The organism is Glycomyces sp. TRM65418, assembly GCF_019710475.1.
Classification (GTDB): domain Bacteria; phylum Actinomycetota; class Actinomycetes; order Mycobacteriales; family Micromonosporaceae; genus Glycomyces.
Genome location: NZ_JAJFAX010000001.1, coordinates 287,961 through 311,999, shown reverse-complemented (window position 1 = coordinate 311,999; position 24,039 = coordinate 287,961). Strand labels below are relative to the sequence as shown.

Here is a 24,039-nt window from a genome sequence, read left to right as displayed (position 1 = left end):
AGCGAGCAGGCGAAAGGGCGGGTCCGCGAGGGCCCGCCCTTTCTCACTCGGCGTTCTTCAGCTGCGGTCTCTCGAAGCCGCTAGGACAGCTTCTTCGCGTTCGTGATCGCCTCGGCGAGGGCCTCGATGGAGGCGGCGGCGAGACCGTAGCCGTACATCGGCTCGGCCTCCCAGCCGACGATCTGGCCTTCCTGGACGGCCGGGAGCGCGTTCCAGGTGGGGAAGTCGGTGAGCGCCTCCGGCTGGAGGGCCTGGACGCGCGAGTCGAGGAAGAGGATGTCGGCGGGGTACTTGTCGGCGTTCTCCCACGAGAGGGTCTCGTAGTAGCCGCCGGTGGACTCGTCGAGCGCGTCGGGGACGACGAAGTCGACGCCCAGCTCGGTGAAGAACCGCATGTCGTTGCCCATGGCCGGGTTCGAGGCGTAGAACGTCTCGGCGGCGGCCGAGCAGGCGAGCACGGTCACCGGGTTCGCGGCGGCGGCCTCCCGGAGGGCCTCGACGGCCGCGTCGTAGCGCTCCTTGTTGGCGGCGTTGGACTCGGAGGCGAGGTCGGCGCCGAGGGACTCGGCCAGTTCGGCGTGCCGGCCGATGATCTGGTCGAGCGTGTTCGCGCCGTCGTCCACGTTGAGGGCGGTGACCTCGGCGAGGCTCGTGATCTCGTCCTTGCGCTCCTCGGGCACGTACCAGAGGGTCGCCGGGTCGTAGTAGTAGTGCGTCATGAGCACTTCGGGGCCCCAGGCGGCGTAGGCCTCGACGTCGAACTCGCCGAAGACGTTGCCGAAGACCTCCAGGTCGGCGACGGGGAGGTTCCCGGCCTGGCTGGTGGCGGTGCCGTCCTCGTTGGTGGTGGGGCCGAAGACGGCCGGGACCTCGATGCCGAAGTCGTACAGCGCGGCGGCCATGCCGGTGAACGCGACGATCTTGGTGGGGGTGGCGGGGAGCTCGACCGTGGCCGGCTGGTCGTCGGTGAAGGACCAGGGGTCGGTCCGCTCGGCGCTGCCGCCGTCCTCGTCGTCGCCCGCGCCGCAGGCGGCGAGCGCGCCCGTGAGGCCGAGGGCGCCACCGCCCGCGAGCAGGCCGCGTCGGCCGAACTTGACGCTGTCGGCATCGAAAGCCATGTGTGTCTCCTTGTCGAAGGGCAGGTGAGGGCCGGGTCGGAACCGTCCGCGGGCGCGGCCCGACCGAATGGAGGTTAGGCTAACCTAAACGGATCCGGGCTTGATGAACTGGGGTCGTCGCGTGGCGCCGGCCACTGCTCAGTCGTTCAGGAAGCGGAGCGGCCTCCCGGTCGCGAGCCCTTCCGCGATCGCCTCGAGTTCGACCGCGCCGCCGACATGCGAGTACACCGGCTCGGCATTCCAGCTGTACACCTGCCCGGCTGCGACGGCCGGAAGCGCCGCCCAGGTCGGGTACTCGGCGAGCAGCTCCTCGGCCGGGATGTTGCCGGTGCGCCGGTCCAGGAAGATCACGTCCGCCTCGTACTTGTCGACGTTCTCCCAGGAGAGGAGCTCCCAGTAGCCGTTCTGGTCGGGGTTTTCCGGAACGACGAAGTCGACCCCGAGTTCGACGCTCTTCGCGAGCAGGTTGAAGGCGGAGGGGTCGGCGACGTACAGGCCGTCGGGCCACGCGCCGACGGCCATCGCCTTGTACTCATGGCCGGTGGACATCTGGACTTCGAAGTAGTCATCCGAGATCGACGCCATCGCCGCGCCGAAGCGCTCGATCCCCGCGACGTTCTCGTCGGAGCTGAGATCCGCTCCGAGCGCTTGGGCGAGGGCCGCGTGGCGGTCGATGATCTGGTCCAATGCGGGCTGGGAGACCTCGATGCCGATGCCCGGTGCGAGCGACTCGACCTCCTCAAGGCGCTCCTCGGGCACGAACCACAGGTCGAAGCCGTCGTAGTAGTGGGAGACGAGGAGTTCGGGGTTCAGCTGCGCGTACTGCTCGACGTCGAACTCGCCCCAGGCGTTGCCCAGGACGGTGAGCCCGTCGACGGGCATCCGCCCGGCCTGGATGTCGGGGGACCCGCCGGCGAGCGTCGTCGGCCCGAACACGGCCGCGACCTCGACCCCGTAGTCGTACAGTGCGGCGCCCAGGCCGGTGAAGGCGACCACCGTGCTCGGGATCCGGTCGAGCTCGACGGCGGTCTGGTCGCGCTCGTCGACGAAGGAGAACGACCCCGACGCGCCGCCGTCCTCGTCCCCGGCATCCGCGTCCGGGCCGCAGGCGGCCAGCACGGAGGCGGCGCCGAGGCCGCCGCCGACCGCGAACAGGCCGCGGCGGGAGAGGCGGCCCGGGGCGGGGGGACGAGCGTGAAGTGGCACGGGGAACTCCTTCAGAAGGTGAGGGATCGTAGCGGGGCGATCGCGGTTAGGTTAGCCTAAACAAAACCGCAGCCACTATCCCTCCGGAGATCGCACTTGTCAACCGCCCACAGCGCCAGGGTGCCGGCCCCGACGCTCGACTCGCCAAGGGTCGCAGGCGAGTCCGTCCCCCGCTCGCCCATGGCTCGCCGCCTCCTGGGTCTCCTCGCCCTCGTCGCCGCGCTGGCCGTCCTGACGGTCCTCAGCATCGCCGTCGGCTCCCGCGCGATGGACCTCGGCCAGGTCTGGGCCGGGCTCACCGACGCGACCTCCGAGTCCTACCCGGTCGTCACCGAACTGCGCCTGCCGCGCACCGTCCTCGGCCTCGCCGCCGGGGCCGCCCTCGGCCTCGCCGGGGCGCTCATGCAGGCCATGACCCGCAACCCCCTCGCCGACCCGGGCCTCCTCGGCGTCAACACCGGCGCCGCCGCCGCCGTCGTGACCGCCTCGTTCTTCCTGGGCTCCTTCGGATTCGGCGAGACCATCGGCTTCGCCTTCGTCGGCGCCGCGGTCGCCGCCGTCGGCTGCTACCTCATCGCGGGGGCCGCCGGCGCGACCCCCGCGAGGCTCGCGCTGGCCGGCGCCGCGGTCACCGCCGCCGGGTACGCGTACGTCTCGGCGATCCAGCTCATGGACGCGGCCACCCTGGAGCAGATGCGGTTCTGGTCGGTCGGCTCGCTCGTGAACGCCCATGTCGCCCCGATGGTCCCGGTCGTGCTCCTCATCGGCGGCGCCGCCTTCATCGGCGTCCTGCTCGCCCGCCCGCTGAACGCCCTCGCCCTCGGCGACGCGACCGCGACCGGCCTGGGCGTGGACCCGCGGGTCCTGCGCGTCGCCGGCATCACGGTCATCACCGTCCTGGCCGGGACGGCCACGGCCGTGTGCGGTCCGATCGTCTTCGTCGGCCTCGTCGTCCCGCACGTGGTGCGGGCCTTCACCGGACCGGACCAGAACTGGGTCCTGCCGTACTCGATGCTCTCGGGCGCGGCGTTCCTCATGGCCGCCGACGTGCTCGGCCGCGTCGTCGCCCGGCCCGCCGAAGTCCAGGTCGGCATCGTCTGCGCCGTCGCGGGCGGCCCGTTCTTCCTCTACCTCGTCAGCCGCAGGAAGGTGGCCCGCCTGTGACCACGGTGTCGACTCCCCTCCGGCCCGGCGGTCGCGCCACGGTCGTCCGCGCGGGCGGCTACTCGATCCGGTTGCGCCACCGCACGCTCGCCGCGATCCTCGGCTCGCTCGCCGCGCTCGTCGCGATCGCCATGTGGTCGGCCGCGACCGGTTCGACCGCGCTCGGCCTCGAACGCGTCTGGGCCGCCCTGATCGGTGAAGGCACCAAGGGCGACGAGTTCATCCTCTGGACCCTGCGCCTGCCGCGCCTCGCCACGGGCCTGGCCGTCGGGGCGTGCATGGGCCTGGCCGGGGCCCTGTTCCAGAACCTCACCCGCAACGCCCTCGGCAGCCCCGACATCCTCGGCCTCACTCAGGGCGCGACGTCCGGCGCGCTCATCGCGATCGTCCTCACCGACGCGGGCCTCCAGGTCACCGCCGCGTTCGCCGCGATCGGCGCGCTCGCGACGGGGATGCTCATCTGGTCGCTCACCCGCGGCGGCGACCCGTCCGGGTACCGGCTCGTGCTCGTGGGCATCGGCGTCGCCGCGATCCTCGCCGGGATCAACGGCTACCTGCTCACCCGGACCACCATCGTGGACGCGTTCCGCGCGGTCTACTGGCTCACCGGCGACCTCTCGGGCCGCGACTGGGAGCAGGCCCGGACCGTGGCGTTCGTCCTGGCCGCCGGAGTGCTCGCGATCGTGCTCCTCTCCCGGGGCCTGGACGCGCTGCGCCTCGGCGAGGCCACCGCGACGGGCCTGGGCGTCGGCGTCACCGGCACCCGCGTCGTCGCGCTCGTGGTCGCCTCGGTGCTGACCGCCGGGGCCGTCGCCGTCTCCGGGCCGCTCGCGTTCGTCGCGCTCGCCGCCCCGCACATCGCCGCCAGGCTCACCGGTTCGACCCGCAGCTTCACGGTCGCCGCGATCATCGGCGCGCTCATCGTCACCGCGGCCGACGCGGTCGCGGTGGCCGGGATCGGCGACCGCCAACTGCCGACCGGGGTCGTCACCGGCGTGGTCGGCGGCGCCTACCTCATCTGGCTGCTCATCGCTCACCGCAAGAAGGGGGTCATGTCTTGACCGCATCGCAGAGTCCGCTCCAGGTGCAGGACGCCACGATCGGATACGGCCGCGTCGCCATCAGCGAAGGACTGAACGTGGACGTCCCCGAAGGGGAGTTCACCGTCATCCTCGGCCCCAACGCCTGCGGCAAGTCGACCCTCCTGAAGGCCTTGGCGCGCATGCTCAAGCCCACCGCCGGGCACGTCCTGCTCGACGGCAAGGACATCCACTCCCAGCCCACCCGCGCCGTCGCTCGCCGCCTCGGCCTGCTGCCGCAGTCCCCGGTCGCGCCCGACGGGATCACCGTCGCCGACCTCGTGGCCCGCGGCCGGTACCCGCACCAGGGGATCCTGCGCCAGTGGTCGCACCGGGACGAGGAGGTCGTGGCCGAGGCCATGGCCGCCACCGACATCACCGAGCTCGCCGGCCGCGGCGTCGACGAGCTCTCCGGCGGTCAGCGCCAGCGCGTGTGGATCGCGATGGTCCTCGCGCAGCAGACCCCGCTGCTGCTCCTGGACGAGCCGACCACGTTCCTCGACATCACGCACCAGATCGAGGTCCTCGACCTGTGCGCGAAGCTCCACCGCGAGGGCCGCACCCTCGTGGCGGTGCTCCACGACCTCAACCAGGCCGCGCGCTACGCCACGCACCTCATCGCGATGCGCGACGGCGCGGTCGTCGCCGAGGGCGCCCCGGCCGAGATCGTCACCGCCGAGACCGTGCACCGGGTCTTCGACCTGCCGTGCCGGATCATCGACGACCCCGAGACCGGCACGCCCTTGGTCATCCCGAAGGCACTGGCACCGGTCGCGGCCGTGGCCTGAGCGCCGCACTCCACGGCGAACGCGATCGTGCCCGACTGGATCCCGGCGTCGGCCAGGCCCGGCGGCGCGAGGGCGAGGACCACCGCGGCGAAGACCGAGCGAGGGCGGCGGCATCGACGCGCGCCACTCCCGGGACCGCTCGGGCCGCTCCCTTGACCGCTTATTCGAGGCGCGCGACCGGCAGCCGCACGTCGATCCGGGTGCCTTGGCCCTCTTCGCTCTCGAGGTCGATCCGGCCGCCGTGGGCGGCCACGATCGAGGACACGATGGACAGTCCGAGGCCGGAGCCGCCGGTGGCGCGCGAGCGCGAGGGATCGGCCCGGTAGAACCGGTCGAAGACCTTCTGGCGGTGCTCGGCGGGGATGCCCGGCCCGTGGTCGCGGACGCGCATGACGGCCCAGCCGCGGTCGACCTCGACCGAGACGTCGATGGCCGTCCCGGACGGGGTGTGGACGCGGGCGTTCGTCAGGAGGTTCACGAGCACCTGCCGGAGCTGCCCCTCGTTGGCGACGACCGTGACCGCCTGCGCCGCATGGAGGGTCACGGGGTGCGTCGGGTCGGCGACCTCGGAGTCGTCCACGGCGTCCTGGGCGAGCTGGGTGAGCTCGACGAGTTCGCGGTCGCCGCCGACCTCCTCGTCGAGTCGCGAGAGGACCATGAGGTCGTCGACGAGCTTCGCCAGTCGCGCGTTCTCGCTGCCGATCCGGTCCATGGCCCGGTCGAGCTTCTCGCCTTGGGCGGCGGCGCCGGACTGGTAGAGCTGGACGTAGCCGCCGATGGCCGTCAGCGGGGTGCGCAGCTCGTGCCCGGCGTCGGCCACGAACTGCCGCAGCCGCCCGTGCTGGCGGTCCCGTTCGGCGATCGCGTCGGTCAGGCGCGAGACCATCCGGTTGAGCGCCGAGGAGAGCCGGCCCATCTCGGTGTGCGGGTCGGCGGCGGTGATGCGGTGGCCGATGTGCCCGGAGGCGACCGTCTCGGCGTCGGCGACCATGTGGTCGACCACGCGCAGGCCGCGGCGGGTGATGATCCAGGCGGCCAGGATCCCCATGGCGGCGACGACGACGCCGGTGATCACCACGGTCTTGGTCAGCGTCGCGGAGGTCGCCTCGACGCCTTCCATCGAGGTGGCGACCACGATGGTGTAAGTCCCGTCGACGTCGTTGACCGTCGCGTCGATGTCGGCCAGCGTCACGGCCCGGTACGTCATCCGGCCGTCGGCGCTGTCGACCGTGAAGTACCCGCTCTCGCTCGGCGGGGAGGCGACGTCGGGCAGCGAGTAGGGGGCGGCCTTGTAGCCGGCGGGGGCGGCGAGGACGAACTCGCCCCCCTCGTCGAAGATCATGACGGCGAACTCGTTGTAGGGGACGCGGTCCGGAGTGGTGGGGTCCGAGCGGATGCCGCCCTGCTCGATCAGCCCGCGCAGCTTGTGGTCCACCTGGTCGATCAGGTGGTTCGAGACGGTCTGGACCGTGACGAAACCGATGATGCTCACGGCCACGATGAGCAGGACCGCCATGGCCGCGGCGATCTTCGTCCTGATGGCCACGGACTATCCCTGCGGCGGGCGCAGCATGTAGCCGACGCCCCGGACGGTGTGGATGAGGCGCGGCCCGAGCTTGTCGAGCTTGCGGCGCAGGTAGAACACGTAGGTCTCGGCCAGGCTCGACTCGGTCTCGAAGTCGTAGCCCCACACCTGCCGCAGCAGCTCCGATTTGGACACGACGCGGCCGGTGTTCGCCGCCAGGTACCGCAGCAGCCGGAACTCGGTGGGGGAGAGGTCGATCGTCCTGCCCCCGCGCGTCACCTGGTGGGCGGCGAGGTCGAGGAGGAGGTCGGCCACGGCGACCGTGTCGTTCCCGCGCGAGGAGGCCGACTCCTTGCCGAGGGTGCGGCGCAGCACCGCCGAGACGCGCAGCGACAGCTCTTCGAGCCGGAACGGCTTCATCAGGTAGTCGTCGCCGCCGGAGCCGAAGCCGTCGCGCAGGTCGTCGGGCGCGGTCCGCGCGGTCAGGAAGATGATGGGGGTCTCGTCGCCCGAGGCGCGCAGCCGGTCGGCCACGCTGAAGCCGTCGAGTCCGGGCATGTTCACGTCGAGGATCACCAGGTCGGGGCGCGTCTCCTCGACGGCGGTGAGCGCCTCGGTGCCCGAGCGGGCGGCGGTGACCTCGTACCCCTGGAACGAGAGGGCTTCGACCAGCAGATCGGCCAGGCTCTCCTCGTCGTCGACGACGAGGAGGCGCGCCGGGGACCCGTCTCCCCGGAGCGGCACCGCAGGCGGTGTGGCCCCGGCCGGCCCGCTGGTCGAAGTCATCCACCGCTCCTAAGTACTCGTGCGGGCGCGCTTCGGTTGCCCGCGTGCCGCGTTTCGATCGCCCGGCCAGCCTATTGCACCGTTTGTGCCGCTGAAAGGGTTCGCGATCGTTTCCACGCGAGTTCTGGACGGGCTCTCAGCTTCCGTTCAGCAAGGAATCCGGAGTGTCGGGCCGAGCGGGCTTCCCCCGGAAGTTACCGGCTAGTAGTATTCGGGTGACACCGAACACTTGGAGGCAGAGCAATGGAGCGAGCCGTCAACACTCAGGCGCTCAACGGGCGGGCCGCATTCGTCACCGGCGCCAGCCGCGGCATCGGCGCGGCCATCGCGGTCGCGCTCGGCGCGGCCGGAGCGAAGGTGGCGCTGTTCGCCAAGACCGGCGAGCCCCATCCGAAACTGCCCGGCACGGTCTACGAGACCGCGAAGGCCGTGGAAGCGGCCGGAGGCCAGGCGCTCCCGATCGTCGGCGACCTGCGCGACGCCGAGGCCGTCGGCGAGGCCGTCGACACCGCCGCGGCCGCGTTCGGCGGACTCGACATCTGCGTCAACAACGCCTCGGCGCTCGACATCACGGGCATCGGCGAGATGAGCCTGAAGAAGTTCGACCTCATCGCCGGCGTCAACCTGCGCGGCACCTTCGCCACCATCAGCGCCGCCCTGCCGTACCTGCGCGGCTCCGACCACGCCCACCTGCTCACCGTCAGCCCGCCGCTGAACACCGACGCCCGGTGGTTCGAGGGCGGGCCCTACACCGCCACCAAGTACGGCATGACGATCATGACCCTCGGCGCGGCCCAGACCGAACCGGGCATCGCCGCGAACTGCCTGTGGCCCAAGACGACCATCGCCACGGCCGCCGTGGAGTTCGCCCTCGGCGGGCAGCCCATGATCGACCGCAGCCGCAAACCCGAGATCGTCGCCGACGCCGCGGTGGCGATCCTCGCGAAGGACCCCGACGCCTACACCGGCAACGCGGTCCTGGTGGAGGACCTCCTGGCGGCGGAGGGGATCACCGACCTGAGCGGCTACGCCGTCGTCCCGGGCCAGACCGACTTCCAGCCGGACATCTACGTCGACTAACGCTTGAAGTCCTCGTCGGTGAGGCGCGCCAACCTGGCGGCCTCTTCCGCGCGGTGCTCCCTGAGCTGCTTCGGGACGCCGGCGAGGACTACACCGGCGAGTCCGGCGAGGACCGCGGCGATCACGACCGACGGCACGCTCCAGCCCGTGGGCCGGGTCTCGACCTCGCCGACCTCGGCGCACGCGCGGTGCTCGGTCTCGCCGTCGGCGCCGGTGACCTCGCAGACCGCGCCCGGACTCACTTCGCGGCCCTCGTAATAGAGCACGCGCTCCTCGCCGGGCAGCGCCGTGAGGAACAGGACCACCGCGAAGGCCAGCGTGATCAGCGCCGTGACCACGGCGACCACAGGCGAGTCGGGAATCGCCAAGCGCGCCCGGCGCTTCGGCCCGTCGCCCATCGCGGGTCCCACTGGATGCACCACACGTCCATGCTACTGCGTGCCCGACCTGCGCGTACTGCCGAGACCGGAGGCCCGGCCCCGGCGGCCCGCGCCTCACGCGATGAGGTGGACGTCGCCGAATTCATGCCAGAGGTAGCGGGCTCCGATCGCGGCCGTGTAGGACTCGCGCAGCAGATCGGTGTCCCCGATCGCCTCCAGCATCGAGAGGTGCGTCGATCGCGGCTCGTGGAAACCCGTGAGGAGGCCGTCGACCACCGCCACGGGGTTCGCGCGCGACACGATCCGGTCGGTGTGGCCCGAGGCCGCCACGACCCGGCCGTCGACCACGGCGCTCTCCAAGGCCCGGACCGCCGTCGTGCCGACGGCGATCACGCGGGCCCCCGCGGCCCTCGCCGCGTTCACCGCCCGCGCCGTGTACTCGCCGACCTCGAACCACTCCGGGTACGGGTCCTCGTCGCTCTCGAGCGACGCGACCCCGGTGTGGAGCGTGATCGGGGCGATCCCGACGCCGGCCGACACCAGCCTCGTGACGATCTCCGGCGTGAACGGCCTTGCCGCGCTCGGCATCTCGGCTGAGCCGGGGACGGTGGCGAAGGCGGTCTGGTAGGCGCTCAACGGCCAGGCGCGGTCGAGGTACGAATAACGGATCGGCCTGCCGTGCCGCGCGAGGTACTCCGGCACCGACTCGACCGGCGGCCGCGTCACCCACAGCCGCTTGCCGAACCACCGCTCCAGACGCAGCGCCACCCCGCCGGGGAGGTCCACGATCCCGCCCGGCGCCTCGCCGAGGTAGGGCTTGCCGCGGTCGCGCAGCTCCACCAGCCACGACCCGTCGGGTCGCGTGGACGAGAAGTGGACCCCCAAACCCTGCCGGGTCGGCACGGCCGCCGGGAGCGTGGTCGAGTTGTTGACCACGAGCAGGTCCCCGGGGCGCACCAGGCTCGGCAGGTCCTCGAAGTGCCGGTGCGCGATCGCGCCGGTCGCCTTGTCCGACACCAGCAGCCGCACGTCCGACCGGGAGGCGCCGCGGACCTCCGCGGGCTGGTCGGCCTCCAGGGCCGCGTCGAGCGCGAACTCGAACGGGGACGTCAACGTGGTGCTCACGGCCGTGCCTCCTCGTACGTGTGGGTGTGCAGCGCGGCGTGCTCGCGGGCGAGGTAGCGCCCGCTCTGGGGGGCGCCGCGGTCGCAGGTGCACCATCGGGCCCCGATCATGGAGACGATCGCCTCGGCGGCCGTCGCGGGCGGATCCGCTTCGGCGGCGTCGGCCTCGCCGACCGCGTCGGCCAGCATCCCCGTCGCCATCTCGCCGGGGTCGATCGCCCACACCGCGACGGCGGGCTCCTCGGCGGCGAGCACGTTCGACAGCTGGTCGAGCGCGGCCTTCGTCGCCCCGTACGGGCCCCACGTCGCGTACGGCCCGGTCGCGGCGTCCGAAGTGATGTTGACGATCGCCCCGCCGCGCTCGCGCAGCACCGGGAGCGCCTGCTGCGCCAAGGCGATCGGAGCCCCCACGTTCACGTCGAACAGGCGCGGCCAGACCGACAGGTCGGCCGCGCTCAGCCGGGGCAGCGGCACTTCGCCCAGCGTCGACGCGTTGTTGACGAGCAGGTCGAGCCGGTCGCCGGCCAGCGCCACCAGGGCCTCGCGGTGGCCGGGATCGCGGACGTCCCCGGCGAGGTACCGGGCGCCGAGCCGATCGGCGACCGCCGCCAGACGCTCGCCGCCCCGGGCGGTCAGGACCAGGTCCCAGCCCGAGGCGGCCAGGCGCTCGGCGAGGGCCTCGCCGAGGCCCGCCGAGGCCCCGGTGACGATGGCGGTGCGGTCGTGCACTTGCGGAAGCAGCATGTCGTTCATGACCCCACGCTATGGCCGCCCGCGCCGCGACGCCTCCGGCTGAGGTCGCGGTCCGTCCTGCTCCGCAGGTCCTAGGACCAGCGACGGAGGCCCGGCGGCCGCTTCGTGGACTATATTCGCAGCGTGACCGCCTCCCATTCGGCCGAACCCGCTCCTGCGGGGCCCGCTTCGACGGGACCCGCCCCTGCGGCGTCCTTCTCGGAGCCCGCCGCGCTGCTGCACGAGGTGTCGGCGGCCGTCGGCGCGATCACCCGGCACCTGTCCGTGCGCCAGGTGCTCGAAGTGATCGTCTCCTCGGCCCGGCGCCTGGTCGGCGCCGATTACGCCGCGATCGGCATCCCCGACGACGAAGGCGGCTTCGCCGAGTTCATCACCGACGGCATCGGCGAGGAGCAGCGCCTGAAGATCGGGCCGCTCCCGCGCCAGCACGGCATGCTCGCCGCGATCCTCACCGAGACCGAGCCGATCCGCCTCGACGACCTGCGCCGCGACCCCCGCTACCGCTGGTGGCCCAAGGCCCACCCGGCCATGGCCGCGCTCCTCGGCGTCCCCATCCTCGACGGCGACCGGATCCTCGGCATCGTGGTGCTCACCAACGACCTCGGCAGGCCCGGCTTCTCCGAGGCCGACACCGAGCTCATCGAACTGCTCGCCTCCCACGCCGCCATCGCGATCACCAACGCCCGCCTGTACGAGCGCAGCCGCGAGCTCACCGTCGTCGAAGAGCGCAACCGCCTCGCCCGCGAACTCCACGACGCGGTCATGCAGCGCCTCTTCTCCCTGCGGCTCTCGGCCCGCGCCGCCTGCAAGCTCGTCGACACCGACCCCGGGGCCGCCGTCGCGCGGCTCGGCGAGGTCGAGGCGCTCGCGGCCGAGGCGATCACCGAACTGCGCGGCGTCATCGTCGAGCTGCGACCCGCCGACCTCGACGTCCACGGCCTGGTCGAGACCCTCCGACGCCATGTCGCGCTCCTGGACCGCCTGCACGACACCGAGGTCGCCTTCGAGGTCCGCTCGCCGGTGGACCTCTCCCGGGACGGCGAGGTCGAAGTGCTCCGGCTCGTCCAGGAGGCCCTCGGCAACGCCTTCCGGCACGCCAAGGCCGCCCACGTCCGCATCATGATCGCCTCGGACCGGATCGAGATCGCCGACGACGGCGTCGGCTTCGACGCCGCCGAAGCCGCCACGCGCGGCCTCGGCCTGCTCTCGATGCGCGAACGCGCCAAGGCCCTCGGCGGCGACCTCGACCTCGCGACCGCCCCCGGCGAAGGCACCGTCGTCACCCTCCGCCTCGACAGCGCCCCCGACGACGAGAGCGAGGCCGACCGTGGCTGAGATCCGACTCCTGCTCGTCGACGACCACCCCGTGGTCCGCCGCGGCCTGCGCGGCTACCTCGAACTCGAACCCGACTTCGCCGTCGTCGGCGAGGCCGGCGACGGCGAGGAGGCCCTGAAGGCCATCGACGACCTCGCGCCCGACGTGGTCCTCCTCGACCTCAAGATGCCCGGCCTCGACGGCCAAGGCGTCCTCGAACGCCTCGGCGGCGGGTCCCGGGCCGCCGACTGCCCGCGGATCCTGGTCCTCACCTCGGCCACCGACGCCGAACGCGTCCCGGCCGCCATGGCCGCCGGAGCCGCCGGGTTCGTGTACAAGGACATCGACCCCGACGCGCTGGCGAACGCCATCCGCACCGTCCATGCCGGACAGATGCTGCTCTCGCCCGTCGCGATGCGGGGCCTCATGAGCGGCAACGGCAACGCCGCGTCCACCCCGTCGCTCACCCCGAGGGAGAGTCAGGTCCTCGGCCTGATCGCCAAAGGGCAGACCAACCGCCAGATCGCACGGGCCCTCGGCGTCTCGGAGAAGACCGTCAAGACCCACGTCACGAACCTGCTCAGGCGCATCGACGCCGCCGACCGCACCCAGGCCGCGCTGTGGGCGGTCCGCCACGGCATAGGCTGACGCAGCCGGCCTCCGGTTCGATGCGGCCGTCACGAGCCGCCCGTCGCCTGCATAATGGCCCTTATGCCGTGGGCCGCGATCGCGCGCATCGCCGTCATCGCCCTCCTCGTCGGGGCGCTGGTGCTCCTCGCCGCCTGGCTCGGCCAGCGGGCCCTCGTCTACCACCCCGACCAGGCCACGCCGCCCCTGCCCGAAGGCGTCGTCGAGGTCGCGTTGCGCACGGACGACGGGCTCGACCTCACCGCGTGGGAACTCGCGCCCGACGCCGCCGCCGACCGCGAGACCGCGGTGCTCGTCGCCCCCGGCAACGCCGGCAACCGGGGCGACAGGATCGGCCTCGGCCAGTCGCTCGCGGCCGAGGGGTTCACGGTCCTGCTGCTCGAATACCGCGGCTACGGCGGCAATCCCGGCTCGCCCGCCGAGGAGGGCTTGGCGCAGGACGCCGCGGCCGCCTGGGACCACCTGCGCACCCGATTCGCGGCCGAGCGGATCCTGCTGTTCGGCGAGAGCCTCGGCGCGGGCGTCGCCGCCGCGCTGGCCGCACAGGTCGACCCCGGCGGCCTGGTCCTGCGCTCGCCGTTCACCGACCTCGCCGCCGTCGGCCAGAAGCACTACCCGATCCTGCCGGTGGGACTGCTCCTGCGGGACGAGTTCGCCGTGACCGAGCACCTGGCGGGCAACGAGGCCCCGGTGGTGGTGATCTACAGCGAGTCCGACGAGGTCGTGCCCGCCGGCCAGAGCCGGGCGGTCGCCGATGCCGCCGAATCGGCGGGAACCCCGGTCACCGTGGTGGCGGTGGAGGCGTCCGGGCACAACGACCCGGCCCTGGTCCAGGGCCCCGAAGTGATCGACGGCGTCGCCGCCCTGGCCGACCGCCTCGGCCTCACCAGCGGGCGATGAACTCGGCGACCGGTTCCGGGTCGGTGAGGATCGACAGGTGGTCGCCTTCGACGGCGTGGACTCGCCAGCCGCGGCGGACCGCCTCGTCCGCCTGGTCCCGGTAGGCCTCGCTCAAGCGCACGTAGGCGCATCTCGGCGGCGGCCAGGCCTTCGACTCGGGGGCCGCCTCCTCGAAGTACGACAGCGGGACGCGCGGCAGTTCCGCCCTGAACCGTTCGCGCAGTCGGGGGTCGGGGAGGAGTTCGGCGATCGCCTCCGGGGGGAACCAGTCCGTCCACTTCGGCAGCAGGCCGCCCTCGGCCAAGGCCCGCACGTGTTCTCGCAGCGGCTCCGGCGCGGTCGCGAACCAGGACTCGCCCGGGTGGGGGAGCAGCGCGTCGACGAACACCGCGCCGACGACGCCCGGCGTCGCCTCGGCGATGGCCGGGAGCAGGGCGCCCGCGCCGCTGTGCGCCACCAGCGTCACCGCCTCGCCTTGGACCGCTTCGGTGATCTGCCGCCCGGCCGAGGCCGCGACGGCTCCGTAGTGCGACGGGGCGGCGCCGATCGCTTCGGTGAGCGTCGGCGCCGCCACGGTCCGTCCGCGTCGCCGCAGCGCTTCGGCCACCGGCGTCCAGGCGCTCGGCCCGGTGAGCGGGCTGTGCACCAGGGCGATGAGCGAGGCGGCCACGGCGTCGCCTCAGTTGACGTCGAGCGGGTCGCCGCCCTGGCGGTTCCCGGTGTCGAGCGCGTCGATCTTCGCGAGGTCCTCATCGGTCAAGGCGAAGTCGAGGACCTCCCAGTTCTCGCGGATCCGCTCGGGCGTCTCCGACTTCGGGATGACCACGTTGCCGCGCTGGAGGTTCCAGCGGAGCACCACCTGCGCCACGGTCCGGCCGCGGGCCTCGGCCACCGCTTGGACGACCGGTTCGTCGAACAGCCCGCCGCCGCGCAGGGCCAGCGGACCCCACGACTCGGTGACGATGCCGTGCTCGTCGTGGTAGGCGCGCAGCTCGGGCTGGCTGAAGTACGGGTGCAGCTCGACCTGGTTGAGCTCCGGGGCGGCCCCGGTCTCGGACTCGACGCGGGCGAGGTGCTCGATCGTGAAGTTCGAGACGCCCGCCGAGCGGATGAGGCCCTCGGCGCGCGCGTCGAGCAGCGCCTGGAAGGACTCGACGTACTTGTCGACCGCCGGCCGCGGCCAGTGCAGGAGGTACAGGTCGAGGTAGTCGGTGCCGAGGCGCTCCAGGGACTCCCGGAGGTTCCGGCGGACCTCGTCGTAGCCGTGGTCCCAGGTCTTGCTCGTCAGGAAGACGTCCTCGCGCTTGAGACCCGACGCGGCGATGGCGCGGCCGACGCCGACCTCGTTCTGGTACCCGACCGCGGTGTCCACGAGCCGGTAGCCCGTGGCGAGGGCCGTCTCGACGGCGGCCTGCGCCCGGTCGTCGTCGATCTTGAAGGTGCCGTAGCCGTAACGCGGGATCTCGGCGCCGCCCGACATGGTGATCGCAGTGCTCAGTTCGCTCATGCGCGCGAGCCTACTCAGTGCGGAAGCGATTGCCAAGCCGCTTGGCGCAATGGACGGGACGTGTCGGTTCGGGGGACTCGCCGCGCCGTCCGCCGCCCCGGCGTCATCGCTCATCGCCGCCGGGGTCGATGCCCTGGCGCCGCCCGGTCTCCAGGTCGTCGATCGCCTCCATCTCGGCCTCCGTCAGCGCGAAGTCGAACACGTCGAAGTTCTCCGCGATGCGGCTCGCCTTGGAGGACTTGGGGATCACGATGCAGCCGTTCTGCAGGTGCCAGCGGATGACCACCTGGCCGGGGCTCTTCCCGTGGGCCTCGGCCGCGGCCGTGACGGCGGGCTCCTCCAGGACCGAGCCGGTGCGCTGGCCGAGCGGCCCCCACGACTCGGTGGCGATGCCGCGCTCGGCCTGCCAGGCGCGCAGCTCGGGCTGGTTGAAGTACGGGTGCAGCTCGACCTGGTTCACCGAGGGCCACGTCTCGGTCTCCTCGAAGACGCGCTCGAGGTGCTCGGGCAGGAAGTTCGAGACGCCCGCCGAGCGGATCAGCCCTTCCTCGCGGGCCTTGAGCAGCGCCGCGAAGGTCTCGGGGTACAGGCCCTGCTTGGGGGAGGGCCAGTGGATCAGGTACAGGTCGAGGTAGTCGGTGCCCAGGCGCTCCAGCGAGGCCTCGAGCGCGGCGCGGGCGGCGTCGGCGCCGTGGTGGTCGTTCCAGACCTTCGTGGTCAGGAAGACCTCCTCGCGCGGCACGCCGGAGGCGGCGATGGCGCGCCCCACGCCCACTTCGTTGCCGTACATCTCGGCCGTGTCGATCAGCCGGTACCCGGTCTCGAGGGCGGTCGCGACGGCCTCCTGGGCCTCGTCGTCACCGACCTTGTAGGTGCCGTAGCCGATGCGGGGCATGGCGACGCCGTCGTTGAGCTGTACCGGTGCGCGGAGATCAGTCATGCCCGCGATGGTAACCGCGCCGGCGGCGCGGGCGCTCCGGATCGCGATGTTCGACTCGTTACCGGCCCCGGCCCCGGCCGCGACGCCGGCGGACCCGTGCGTCTCCGGCGTCCGAGGCCGGCATCGCGACGCCGGTCAGGTGCCGCTCTGCAGCGCCCTCCGGTCCGCGTCGACCATGATCCGCGCGAGTTCGTCCCAGTGGACCTTCGCCTTCCAGCCGATCTCGCGCTCGATCTTCGCCGGGTTGCCGGTGAGCTCGGGGACCTCGGCGGGACGCTCGTAGCGGTCGTCGTGCTCGATGTGGTCGCGCCAGTCGAGCCCGGCGTGCGCGAAGGCCGCCTCGGCGAATTCGCGGACGGTCGCCGGTTTGCCGGTGGCGATCACGTAGTCGACCGGTTCGTCGTGCTGGAGCATGAGCCACATCGCCTCGGCGTACTCCGGGGCGTAGCCCCAGTCGCGCACCGCGTCGAGGTTCCCGAGGAAGACCTGCTTCTCCAGGCCCGCCGCGATCCGGGCGACGGCGCGGGTGATCTTGCGGGTCACGAACGTCTCGCCCCGGCGCGGGCTCTCGTGGTTGAACGCGATGCCGCTCGCGGCGAACATGCCGTAGGACTCGCGGTAGTTCACCGTCGCCCAGTGCGCGTAGACCTTCGCGACCCCGTACGGGCTGCGCGGGTGGAACGGCGTCGTCTCGTCCTGCGGCGGCGCGGCCAGCCCGAACATCTCCGATGTGGACGCCTGGTAGATCCGGGTGTCGATCCCGCTGGCGCGCACCGCCTCCAGGAGCCGGATCGCCCCCAGCGCGGTCACGTTCGCGGTGTACTCGGGCAGGTCGAAGCTGACGCGCACATGGCTCTGGGCGGCGAGGTTGTAGATCTCGTCGGGCCGGATGTCGCGGATGAGGTTGACCAGCATCCCGGCGTCGGTGACGTCCCCCTTGTGCAGGAACAGCTTGCGCTCCGACTCGTGCGGGTCCTGATAGACCGCGTCGAGCCGCGAGGTGTTGGCGATGAGCGACGACGTGTGCCGCACGATCCCGTGCACCGCATAGCCCTTGGCGAGCAGCAGTTCAGCCAGGTAGGAGCCGTCCTGGCCGGTGATCCCGGTGATCAAGGCCGTCCTGCCCGCCGTGCTGTTCGGCGCGGCCGGGTCCGGGTTCGCTGCTGGCATGGTCCGCCTTCCTGTGGAGGTGCGCGTTCGAGTCTAATCGGACCCCGCGGCCGCGCCGGCGGGATCGAGAGAGGGACGTTCACCTCCCGTCCGCCGATTCATCACCGACCCGACGCGTCGCATTGGCTCAGCGCCCCGCCGGATTCCCTACCGTATTGGGCAGCAGCGATAGCTTGCACCAGTTCGTCCGCAAAGGAACTCCCCCCATGCAACGACGCCACGTCCTGCGAGCCGCCGCCGTCGGCACCGGATCGGTCGCCTTCGGCTTCACCATGACCCGCCCCTCGTTCGCGGCCCCGGCCCAGACCGGCCCGAGCCCCTACGGTTCCCTCCGCTCCGCCGACGCCAACGGCGTCATGCTCCCCCAGGGCTTCACCTCCCGCGTGGTGGCCCGCTCCTCCCGCACCGTCCCCGGCACCTCCTACACGTGGCACGGCGCCCCCGACGGCGGCGCCTGCTTCGCCGACGGGAACGGCTGGATCTACGTCTCCAACGCCGAGCTCTCCACCGGCGGCGGGGCCGGCGCGCTCCGATTCGACGCCTCCGGCACCATCGTCGACGCCTACCGGATCCTCAACGGCACCCGCACCAACTGCGCGGGCGGCGCCACGCCGTGGCACACCTGGCTCTCCTGCGAGGAGGTCGACCGCGGCTACGTCTACGAGACCGACCCCTTCGGCGAGCGCGCGGCCGTGCAGCGGCCCGCGATGGGCCGCTTCAAGCACGAGGCCGCCGCCTGCGACCCCGACCGGAGAGTCGTCTACCTCACCGAGGACGTCTCCGACGGGGCCTTCTACCGCTTCGTGCCCACCACGTGGGGCAACCTGGGCTCGGGCCGCCTCGAGGTCCTCACCGAGTCCGGCGGGACCCTCGCCTGGAAGACCGTGCCCGACCCGGACGGCTCGCCGACGGCCACCCGCCACCAGGTCGCGAACACCAAGCGCTTCAACGGCGGCGAGGGCTGCTACTACGCCGACGGCGTCTGCTTCTTCACCACCAAGGGCGACAACCGGGTCTGGGCCTACGACACCGCCGCGAACACCCTCGTCCTCGCCTACGACGACAACCTGACGTCGAACCCGCCGCTGTCGGGCGTCGACAACATCACCGGCAGCCCCGCCAGCGGAGACCTGTTCGTCGCCGAGGACGGCGGCAACATGGAGATCTGCGTGATCACCCCCGAGGACGTCGTGGCCCCGTTCCTGCGGCTGGTCGGGCACGGCGCCTCCGAGATCACCGGCCCGGCGCTGAGCCCCGCCGGGGACCGCCTCTACTTCTCCTCCCAGCGCGGCACGTCCGGCTCCAGCTGGGCCGGGATGACCTTCGAGGTCACCGGTCCCTTCCGCGGCGCGTGACCGCCGGGGACCTCGCGGCCGGCGCCGGAAGACCGGCCGCGAAGTCCCCGCCGGGGCCGCTCGATCGCTAGGATGTCCTGAGCCGTCCTGACAACGGTGTGCCGCCTACGAAAGCCGGTGATCGCCCATGTCCGTCCTCACCGTCGACCTCGCGATCGTCGGCGCGGGTCCCACCGGCCTCTTCGCCGCCTACTACGCGGGCTTCCGCGGCCTGAAGACCGCGGTCCTCGACGCGCTCCCGGAAGCGGGCGGCCAGATCACGGCCATGTACCCCGAGAAGCAGATCTTCGACGTCGGCGGCTTCCCCGAGATCAAGGGCCGCGACCTCGTCGAGAACCTCGTGCGCCAGGCCGCCCCCTTCACCCCCCTCTACCTCCTCGGCCGCCAGGCCACGAAGCTCGAGCACGTCGACGGCAGGCCCGTCCTCGAACTCGCGGACGGCCAGCGCCTCGCGACCGAGGCCGTGCTCATCACCGGCGGCCTCGGCAGCTTCGCTCCCCGCCCCCTGCCCGCCGCCGCGGACTTCCACGGCACGGGCATCGTCTACTTCGTCCCCGAACTCGCCGCCCACGCGGGCCAGGACGTGGTCATCGTCGGCGGCGGCGACTCCGCCTTCGACTGGGCCCTCGCCCTCCACGGCGTCGCCCGCAGCGTCGTGATCGTGCACCGCCGCGAGAAGTTCCGCGCCCACCAGGGCACTGTGGACCGAGTGCGGGCGCTCGGCGTGCCCGTCGTCGTCAACGCCCAGGTGACCGCCGTCCACGGCGCCGAACGCGACGGCACGGTCTGCGTCAGCGGTATCGACATCGACGTGAAAGACCAAGGGCCGCAGTCGCTCCCGGCCGACGCCATCGTGGCCGCGCTCGGCTTCACCGCCGACCTCGGCCCCCTGGGGGAGTGGGGCCTGGGCCTCGACCACCGCACCATCGCCGTCGACTCGACCATGGCCACCAATCTGCCGCGCGTCTACGCCGCCGGGGACATCGCCTCGTATCCGGGCAAGGTCAAGCTCATCGCCACCGGCTTCGGCGAGGCCGCCACCGCCGTGAACAACGCCGCGGTCGCGATCGACCCCGACGCTCACCTCTTCCCCGGCCATTCGAGCGAGAACCCGTGATGCGCTGCAGCGCAAGGGAACTGGCAATCGCGCCGGGACGGACATGACTTACTGACGGGTATGCCGCTTTGTCCTTCGGGCGCAGTCATACTATGCGGGAATGCTTGCCATGACCGTCGCCGACGGCCGCCTCACCGCCGCCCAGGTGCCCGAGCCCGCGCCCGGCCCCGATGAAGTCCTCATCGAGGTCGCCGCCGCCGGCGTCAACCGCGCCGACCTCCTCCAAGTCGCCGGCCACTACCCGAGCCCGCCCGGCGCCCCCGCCTGGCCCGGCCTCGAAGTCTCCGGCACCATCGTCAACGTCGGCAGCGACGACAACGCGGCCTTCCTCGGCGCGGAGGTCTGCGCGCTCCTCCCCGGCGGCGGCTACGCCCAGTACGTGACCGTCGACGCCGGTCTGGTGCTCCCCAAGCCCGAGAAGGTCGACCTGGTGGACGCCGCCGGCCTGCCCGAGGCCGCCGCCACCGTCTACTCCAACCTCGGCTACCTGCTCCGCGAGGACGCCCCCGGCAAGCGCCGCGTCCTCGTCCACGGCGGGGCCGGCGGCATCGGCACCTTCGCGGTCCAGTTCGCCCGCAAGCTCGCCGCCGCGGAGACCTGGACGACCGCCCGCGGCGAGTGGGCCGAGAAGCTCCAGGCCCTCGGCGCCGACCGGGTGATCGACTACCGCAACGAGGACTTCGCCGCCCTGGCGATGGAAGCCGGAGGCGCGGACGCGATCCTCGACGTCATCGGCGCGGCCTACTTCGAGCCGAACCTCAAGGCGCTCGCCCAGGACGGGCGCCTCGCGATCATCGGCCTCCAGAAAGGCAACGCCGCGCAGATCCACCTCGGGGGCCTGCTCGCCAAGCGCGCCACGATCACCGGCACCACCCTCCGGGCCCGACCGATCGAGCAGCGCCGCCAGATCCTCGCCGAGTCCTTCGAGCGCATCTGGCCCGCCCTCGACTCCGGCGAGATCGAACCGGTCGTCACCACGCGCCTCCCGCTGGGGGAAGCCGCCGAGGCGCACCGCCTCATGAACGCCGGAGGCCACTTCGGCAAGATCGTCCTCACCGTCAAGTAGCGCGACCGTCCCGCCCGGAGCCGGAGGCGGCGACCAGTCCGACGCCCGGTCCCCGGCCGTACCGTCCGACAGTCGAGTCTTGCTCGTCTGCGGCTCGGTCGCGCGCCTGCCTTCGTCCCGCCCGGACTGTCGGACCGGCCGGGCACCCTTGTGTCGGGGGCGCCTCCGCGCGCCCGATTTGCGCAGAATCGCCGAAACGCGCCCGCCGCCGTCCCCGAACGGGGACGGCGGCGGGCGCTCATACCGCACGGGCTACTTCTCGCAGCAGCCGTGGCAGCATTCCTGGCCGCCGCAGTCGCAGGCGGCGTCGTCGCAGCAGGTGCAGCATTCCTCGGACACGTTCATTCGCATTCACCTCCTCCGGGCACGGATCGAGCGGATCCGCGGTCCACGGGCGGGTCCGTCGGGGGGCACCAGTTCTCGGGCAGCGGCGGGTCGCACGTCCCCGCCTCGACCGCCCCGAGCATCGCCGTCAACTGGGACCGCAGTCCCTCCAGGCGCGCGATCTCGGCCGTGACCTCCGCGATCCGCCGCTCCAGATGCGTCTCGGCCGGCTCGCACGGGCACGTGCCCGTGTCCCGCACCGAGAGCAGGTCCGCGATGTCGGACAAGCGCAGCCCCGCGCGCTGGCAGGCCCGGATGAACCGGGCCCGGTCGAGCGCGTCGGCCCCGTACCGGCGGTACCCGGAAGGGCTGCGCTCCGGAGCGGGGAACAGGCCCTCGCGCTCCCAGTAGCGGATGGCGTCGGGGGTCACGCCGATCTGCTCGGCGAGCTTCCCGACGGTGAGGGCGGCGGTTGCGGCGGTCATGGAACGACCGTAAACCTTGGAGCCGGGTCCAAGGTCAAGTCCTGCTCCGAGGAAATTTCCGACGCGGTCACCCCCGCTGGAATGCGATGGAGTGCATCGGGCCCGGGCGACTACCATTGACCCGGACATTCACCGCCGGAACCGACCGGCTCACGACTTCCGAGGAGAACCGTGGCATCCGCAGCGCCGAACCACAGCAACCCAGCCGTCACCGAACCGCTCTGGGTCACTGCTGGCACCACGTGCGCTGAAGCGGTGGCCGAGGCCGGCCTCCCCGTGAACGGCCCCAACGCGATCGTCGTGGTCCGCGACGCCGACGGGCGGCTGCGCGACCTCGCGTGGGCCCCCGAGGCCGACACCAAGGTCGAACCCGTGCCGCTGAACAGCCCGGACGGGCTCAACGTCATGCGCCACTCCGCCGCGCACGTCATGGCGCAGGCGGTGCAGGAACTGCACGAGGCCAAGCTCGGCATCGGCCCGCCGATCACCGACGGGTTCTACTACGACTTCGACGTCGCCGAGCCGTTCAACCCCGACGACCTCAAAGCCGTCGAGAAGCGGATGCTCCAGATCATCAAGCAGGGGCAGACCTTCCACCGCCGGAAGTTCGCCTCCCTCGACGAGGCCCGCGCCGAGCTCGCGAACGAGCCGTACAAGCTCGAGCTCATCGAGACCAAGGGCGAGGGCACCGACGCCGACGAGATCATGGAGGTCGGCGGCGGCGAGCTGACCGCGTACGACAACCGCGACCGCACCGGCGAGAAGGTCTGGTCCGACCTGTGCCGGGGCCCGCACCTGCCGTCCACCAAGCTCATCGGCGCCGTCAAGCTCATGCGCTCGGCCGCCGCGTACTGGATGGGCTCGGAGAAGAACCCGCAGCTGCAGCGCATCTACGGCACCGCCTGGCCGACCGTCCAGGACCAGAAGGACTACCTCGCGCGCCTGGCCGAGGCCGAGAAGCGCGACCACCGCAAGCTCGGGCAGCAGCTCGACCTGTTCTCGTTCCCCGACGAGCTCGGCTCCGGGCTGCCGGTGTTCCACCCCAAGGGCGGGATCATCCGGTACGAGATGGAGTCCTACCTGCGCGAGCGCCAGAAGCAGGCCGGGTACGAGCTGGTCAACACCCCGCACATCACCAAGGGGAAGCTCTTCGAGACCTCGGGGCACCTGCCGTACTACGCGGACACCATGTTCCCGCCGATGGAGTTCGAGGGCGCCGACTACTACGTCAAGGCCATGAACTGCCCGATGCACAACCTGATCTTCCGCTCGCGCGGGCGCTCCTACCGGGAGCTGCCGCTGCGCCTGTCGGAGTTCGGGTCGGTGTACCGGTACGAGAAGTCCGGCGTGGTCCACGGCCTCACCCGCGTCCGCGGCATGACCCAGGACGACGCGCACATCTACTGCACCGAGGAGCAGGCGCCCGGCGAGATCAAGAGCCTGCTCGAGTTCGTGCTGCAGCTGCTGCGCGACTACGGGCTCAACGACTTCTACCTGGAGCTGTCCACCAAGGACGATTCGCCGAAGTTCATCGGCGACGACGCCCTGTGGGAGTCGGCGACCGCGACCCTGCGGCAGGTCGCCGAGGAGTCCGGGCTCGACCTGGTCCCGGACCCGGGCGGCGCGGCCTTCTACGGCCCGAAGATCTCGGTGCAGGCCAAGGACGCCATCGGCCGGACCTGGCAGATGTCGACCATCCAGCTCGACTTCAACCAGCCGGTGCGCTTCGGCCTGGAGTACTCCGCGGCCGACGGCACCCGCAAGCAGCCGGTCATGATCCACCGCGCGCTGTTCGGCTCGATCGAGCGCTTCTTCGGCGTCCTGACCGAACACTACGCGGGCGCGTTCCCGGCGTGGCTGGCCCCGGTCCAGGCCGTCGGCATCCCGGTGCGCGACGAGAACGCCGACTACCTGGAGGACTTCTTCGGGAGGCTCCGCGCGGCGGGCGTCCGCAGCGAGGTCGACCACTCGGACGACCGCATGCAGAAGAAGGTCCGCAACGCGCAGCTGCAGAAGATCCCGTTCATGATCATCGCCGGCGACGACGACCAGAACGCGGGCACCGTCTCCTTCCGCTACCGGGACGGCAGCCAGCGCAACGGCGTCCCAGCGGATGAGGCCATCGCCCACGTGGTCGAGGTAGTCGAATCGAGGGTCAACGAAGGCCCCTCGGCCGCAGCCGAGTAGCGCTGAACACAGGAGGCGCCGG

General features: G+C 72.0%; 23 protein-coding genes. 11 read left to right on the top strand and 12 right to left on the bottom strand.

The annotated features are described in order from the left end of the window. Positions 1 to 80 precede the first annotated feature (80 nt). Positions 81 to 1,118: an ABC transporter substrate-binding protein gene (locus K3N28_RS01345; protein WP_228090676.1), complete on the bottom strand. Its 1,038-nt coding sequence runs from the start codon at positions 1,116 to 1,118 to the stop codon at positions 81 to 83. Positions 1,119 to 1,256: 138 nt separating this feature from the next. Beyond that, positions 1,257 to 2,324, bottom strand: a complete 1,068-nt coding sequence (locus K3N28_RS01340; protein WP_228090675.1) for an ABC transporter substrate-binding protein — start codon at positions 2,322 to 2,324, stop codon at positions 1,257 to 1,259. A 180-nt stretch (positions 2,325 to 2,504) separates the two neighbouring features. Between K3N28_RS01340 and K3N28_RS01335 the strand changes: the two genes are divergently transcribed. From K3N28_RS01335 to K3N28_RS01325, 3 genes are read left to right on the top strand one after another with little or no spacing between them, the layout of a single operon-like run. Continuing rightward, positions 2,505 to 3,488, top strand: coding sequence for an iron ABC transporter permease (locus K3N28_RS01335; protein ID WP_228090674.1), 984 nt, complete (start codon positions 2,505 to 2,507; stop codon positions 3,486 to 3,488). Beyond that, entirely contained in the window at positions 3,485 to 4,549 is a 1,065-nt protein-coding gene (locus K3N28_RS01330) for an iron chelate uptake ABC transporter family permease subunit (protein ID WP_228090673.1), read from the top strand. The genes K3N28_RS01335 and K3N28_RS01330 overlap by 4 nt, the downstream gene beginning before the upstream one ends. Positions 4,550 to 4,587: 38 nt before the next feature. Further along, positions 4,588 to 5,355: an ABC transporter ATP-binding protein gene (locus K3N28_RS01325; protein ID WP_374209662.1), complete on the top strand. Its 768-nt coding sequence runs from the start codon at positions 4,588 to 4,590 to the stop codon at positions 5,353 to 5,355. A gap of 160 nt (positions 5,356 to 5,515) precedes the next feature. Here the strand turns inward: K3N28_RS01325 and K3N28_RS01320 are convergent, their stop codons facing one another. Together K3N28_RS01320 and K3N28_RS01315 are read right to left on the bottom strand one after the other, a co-directional pair. Then, positions 5,516 to 6,901, bottom strand: a complete 1,386-nt coding sequence (locus K3N28_RS01320) for a cell wall metabolism sensor histidine kinase WalK (protein ID WP_228090671.1) — start codon at positions 6,899 to 6,901, stop codon at positions 5,516 to 5,518. A 3-nt stretch (positions 6,902 to 6,904) separates the two neighbouring features. After that, entirely contained in the window at positions 6,905 to 7,666 is a 762-nt protein-coding gene (locus K3N28_RS01315) for a response regulator transcription factor (RefSeq protein WP_228090670.1), read from the bottom strand. Between the two features lie 243 nt (positions 7,667 to 7,909). Between K3N28_RS01315 and K3N28_RS01310 the strand changes: the two genes are divergently transcribed. Then, positions 7,910 to 8,746, top strand: a complete 837-nt coding sequence (locus K3N28_RS01310; protein ID WP_228090669.1) for an SDR family oxidoreductase — start codon at positions 7,910 to 7,912, stop codon at positions 8,744 to 8,746. Here K3N28_RS01310 and K3N28_RS01305 read toward each other — a convergent pair. The 3 genes from K3N28_RS01305 to K3N28_RS01295 all read right to left on the bottom strand — a co-directional run bounded on the left by K3N28_RS01305 (position 8,743) and on the right by K3N28_RS01295 (position 11,003). Continuing rightward, a complete protein-coding gene (locus tag K3N28_RS01305; protein WP_228090668.1) occupies positions 8,743 to 9,168 on the bottom strand; it encodes a hypothetical protein in 426 nt (141 codons plus the stop codon). The two genes, K3N28_RS01310 and K3N28_RS01305, sit on opposite strands and share 4 nt — an antisense overlap. 72 nt (positions 9,169 to 9,240) lie before the next feature. After that, the gene (locus K3N28_RS01300; RefSeq protein ID WP_228090667.1) at positions 9,241 to 10,251 is read right to left on the bottom strand and encodes an S-adenosylmethionine:tRNA ribosyltransferase-isomerase; all 1,011 of its coding nucleotides are present in this window, start codon (positions 10,249 to 10,251) and stop codon (positions 9,241 to 9,243) included. Continuing rightward, entirely contained in the window at positions 10,248 to 11,003 is a 756-nt protein-coding gene (locus tag K3N28_RS01295; RefSeq protein WP_228090666.1) for an SDR family oxidoreductase, read from the bottom strand. Before K3N28_RS01295 ends, K3N28_RS01300 begins: the two co-directional genes overlap by 4 nt. A gap of 225 nt (positions 11,004 to 11,228) precedes the next feature. On the opposite strand from K3N28_RS01295, the gene K3N28_RS01290 reads away from it, so the two are divergent. The 3 genes from K3N28_RS01290 to K3N28_RS01280 all read left to right on the top strand — a co-directional run bounded on the left by K3N28_RS01290 (position 11,229) and on the right by K3N28_RS01280 (position 13,866). Continuing rightward, entirely contained in the window at positions 11,229 to 12,338 is a 1,110-nt protein-coding gene (locus K3N28_RS01290) for a GAF domain-containing protein (RefSeq protein ID WP_374209661.1), read from the top strand. After that, positions 12,331 to 12,966 (top strand): response regulator transcription factor, encoded by a 636-nt coding sequence (locus tag K3N28_RS01285; protein WP_228090664.1) that lies wholly within the window; start codon positions 12,331 to 12,333, stop codon positions 12,964 to 12,966. Before K3N28_RS01290 ends, K3N28_RS01285 begins: the two co-directional genes overlap by 8 nt. 63 nt (positions 12,967 to 13,029) lie before the next feature. Further along, entirely contained in the window at positions 13,030 to 13,866 is an 837-nt protein-coding gene (locus K3N28_RS01280) for an alpha/beta hydrolase (RefSeq protein ID WP_228090663.1), read from the top strand. On the opposite strand, the gene K3N28_RS01275 is transcribed toward K3N28_RS01280, so the two are convergent. The 4 genes from K3N28_RS01275 to gmd form a co-directional block, all read right to left on the bottom strand. Continuing rightward, positions 13,850 to 14,536: a hypothetical protein gene (locus K3N28_RS01275; RefSeq protein ID WP_228090662.1), complete on the bottom strand. Its 687-nt coding sequence runs from the start codon at positions 14,534 to 14,536 to the stop codon at positions 13,850 to 13,852. The genes K3N28_RS01280 and K3N28_RS01275 overlap by 17 nt on opposite strands. 9 nt (positions 14,537 to 14,545) lie before the next feature. Continuing rightward, the gene (locus K3N28_RS01270) at positions 14,546 to 15,373 is read right to left on the bottom strand and encodes an aldo/keto reductase (RefSeq protein ID WP_228090661.1); all 828 of its coding nucleotides are present in this window, start codon (positions 15,371 to 15,373) and stop codon (positions 14,546 to 14,548) included. A gap of 103 nt (positions 15,374 to 15,476) precedes the next feature. After that, a complete protein-coding gene (locus K3N28_RS01265; protein ID WP_228090660.1) occupies positions 15,477 to 16,313 on the bottom strand; it encodes an aldo/keto reductase in 837 nt (278 codons plus the stop codon). Positions 16,314 to 16,448: 135 nt separating this feature from the next. Then, complete coding sequence (gene gmd, locus K3N28_RS01260; RefSeq protein ID WP_228090659.1) at positions 16,449 to 17,483, bottom strand: GDP-mannose 4,6-dehydratase; 1,035 nt, start codon at positions 17,481 to 17,483, stop codon at positions 16,449 to 16,451. A gap of 206 nt (positions 17,484 to 17,689) precedes the next feature. Between gmd and K3N28_RS01255 the strand changes: the two genes are divergently transcribed. From K3N28_RS01255 to K3N28_RS01245, 3 genes are all read left to right on the top strand, one after another. After that, on the top strand, positions 17,690 to 18,838 hold the full coding sequence (locus tag K3N28_RS01255; RefSeq protein WP_304608668.1) for an alkaline phosphatase PhoX: 1,149 nt from the start codon (positions 17,690 to 17,692) through the stop codon (positions 18,836 to 18,838). 127 nt (positions 18,839 to 18,965) lie between these two features. Further along, positions 18,966 to 19,955 (top strand): NAD(P)/FAD-dependent oxidoreductase, encoded by a 990-nt coding sequence (locus K3N28_RS01250; RefSeq protein WP_228090657.1) that lies wholly within the window; start codon positions 18,966 to 18,968, stop codon positions 19,953 to 19,955. Between the two features lie 100 nt (positions 19,956 to 20,055). Then, positions 20,056 to 21,021: an NAD(P)H-quinone oxidoreductase gene (locus tag K3N28_RS01245; protein WP_228090656.1), complete on the top strand. Its 966-nt coding sequence runs from the start codon at positions 20,056 to 20,058 to the stop codon at positions 21,019 to 21,021. Between the two features lie 341 nt (positions 21,022 to 21,362). On the opposite strand, the gene K3N28_RS01240 is transcribed toward K3N28_RS01245, so the two are convergent. Continuing rightward, complete coding sequence (locus K3N28_RS01240) at positions 21,363 to 21,830, bottom strand: heavy metal-responsive transcriptional regulator (RefSeq protein ID WP_228090655.1); 468 nt, start codon at positions 21,828 to 21,830, stop codon at positions 21,363 to 21,365. Positions 21,831 to 22,001: 171 nt separating this feature from the next. Here K3N28_RS01240 and thrS point away from each other — a divergent pair, with 171 nt between their 5' ends. Further along, positions 22,002 to 24,017, top strand: coding sequence for a threonine--tRNA ligase (gene thrS / locus K3N28_RS01235; protein WP_228090654.1), 2,016 nt, complete (start codon positions 22,002 to 22,004; stop codon positions 24,015 to 24,017). Positions 24,018 to 24,039: the final 22 nt, after the last annotated feature.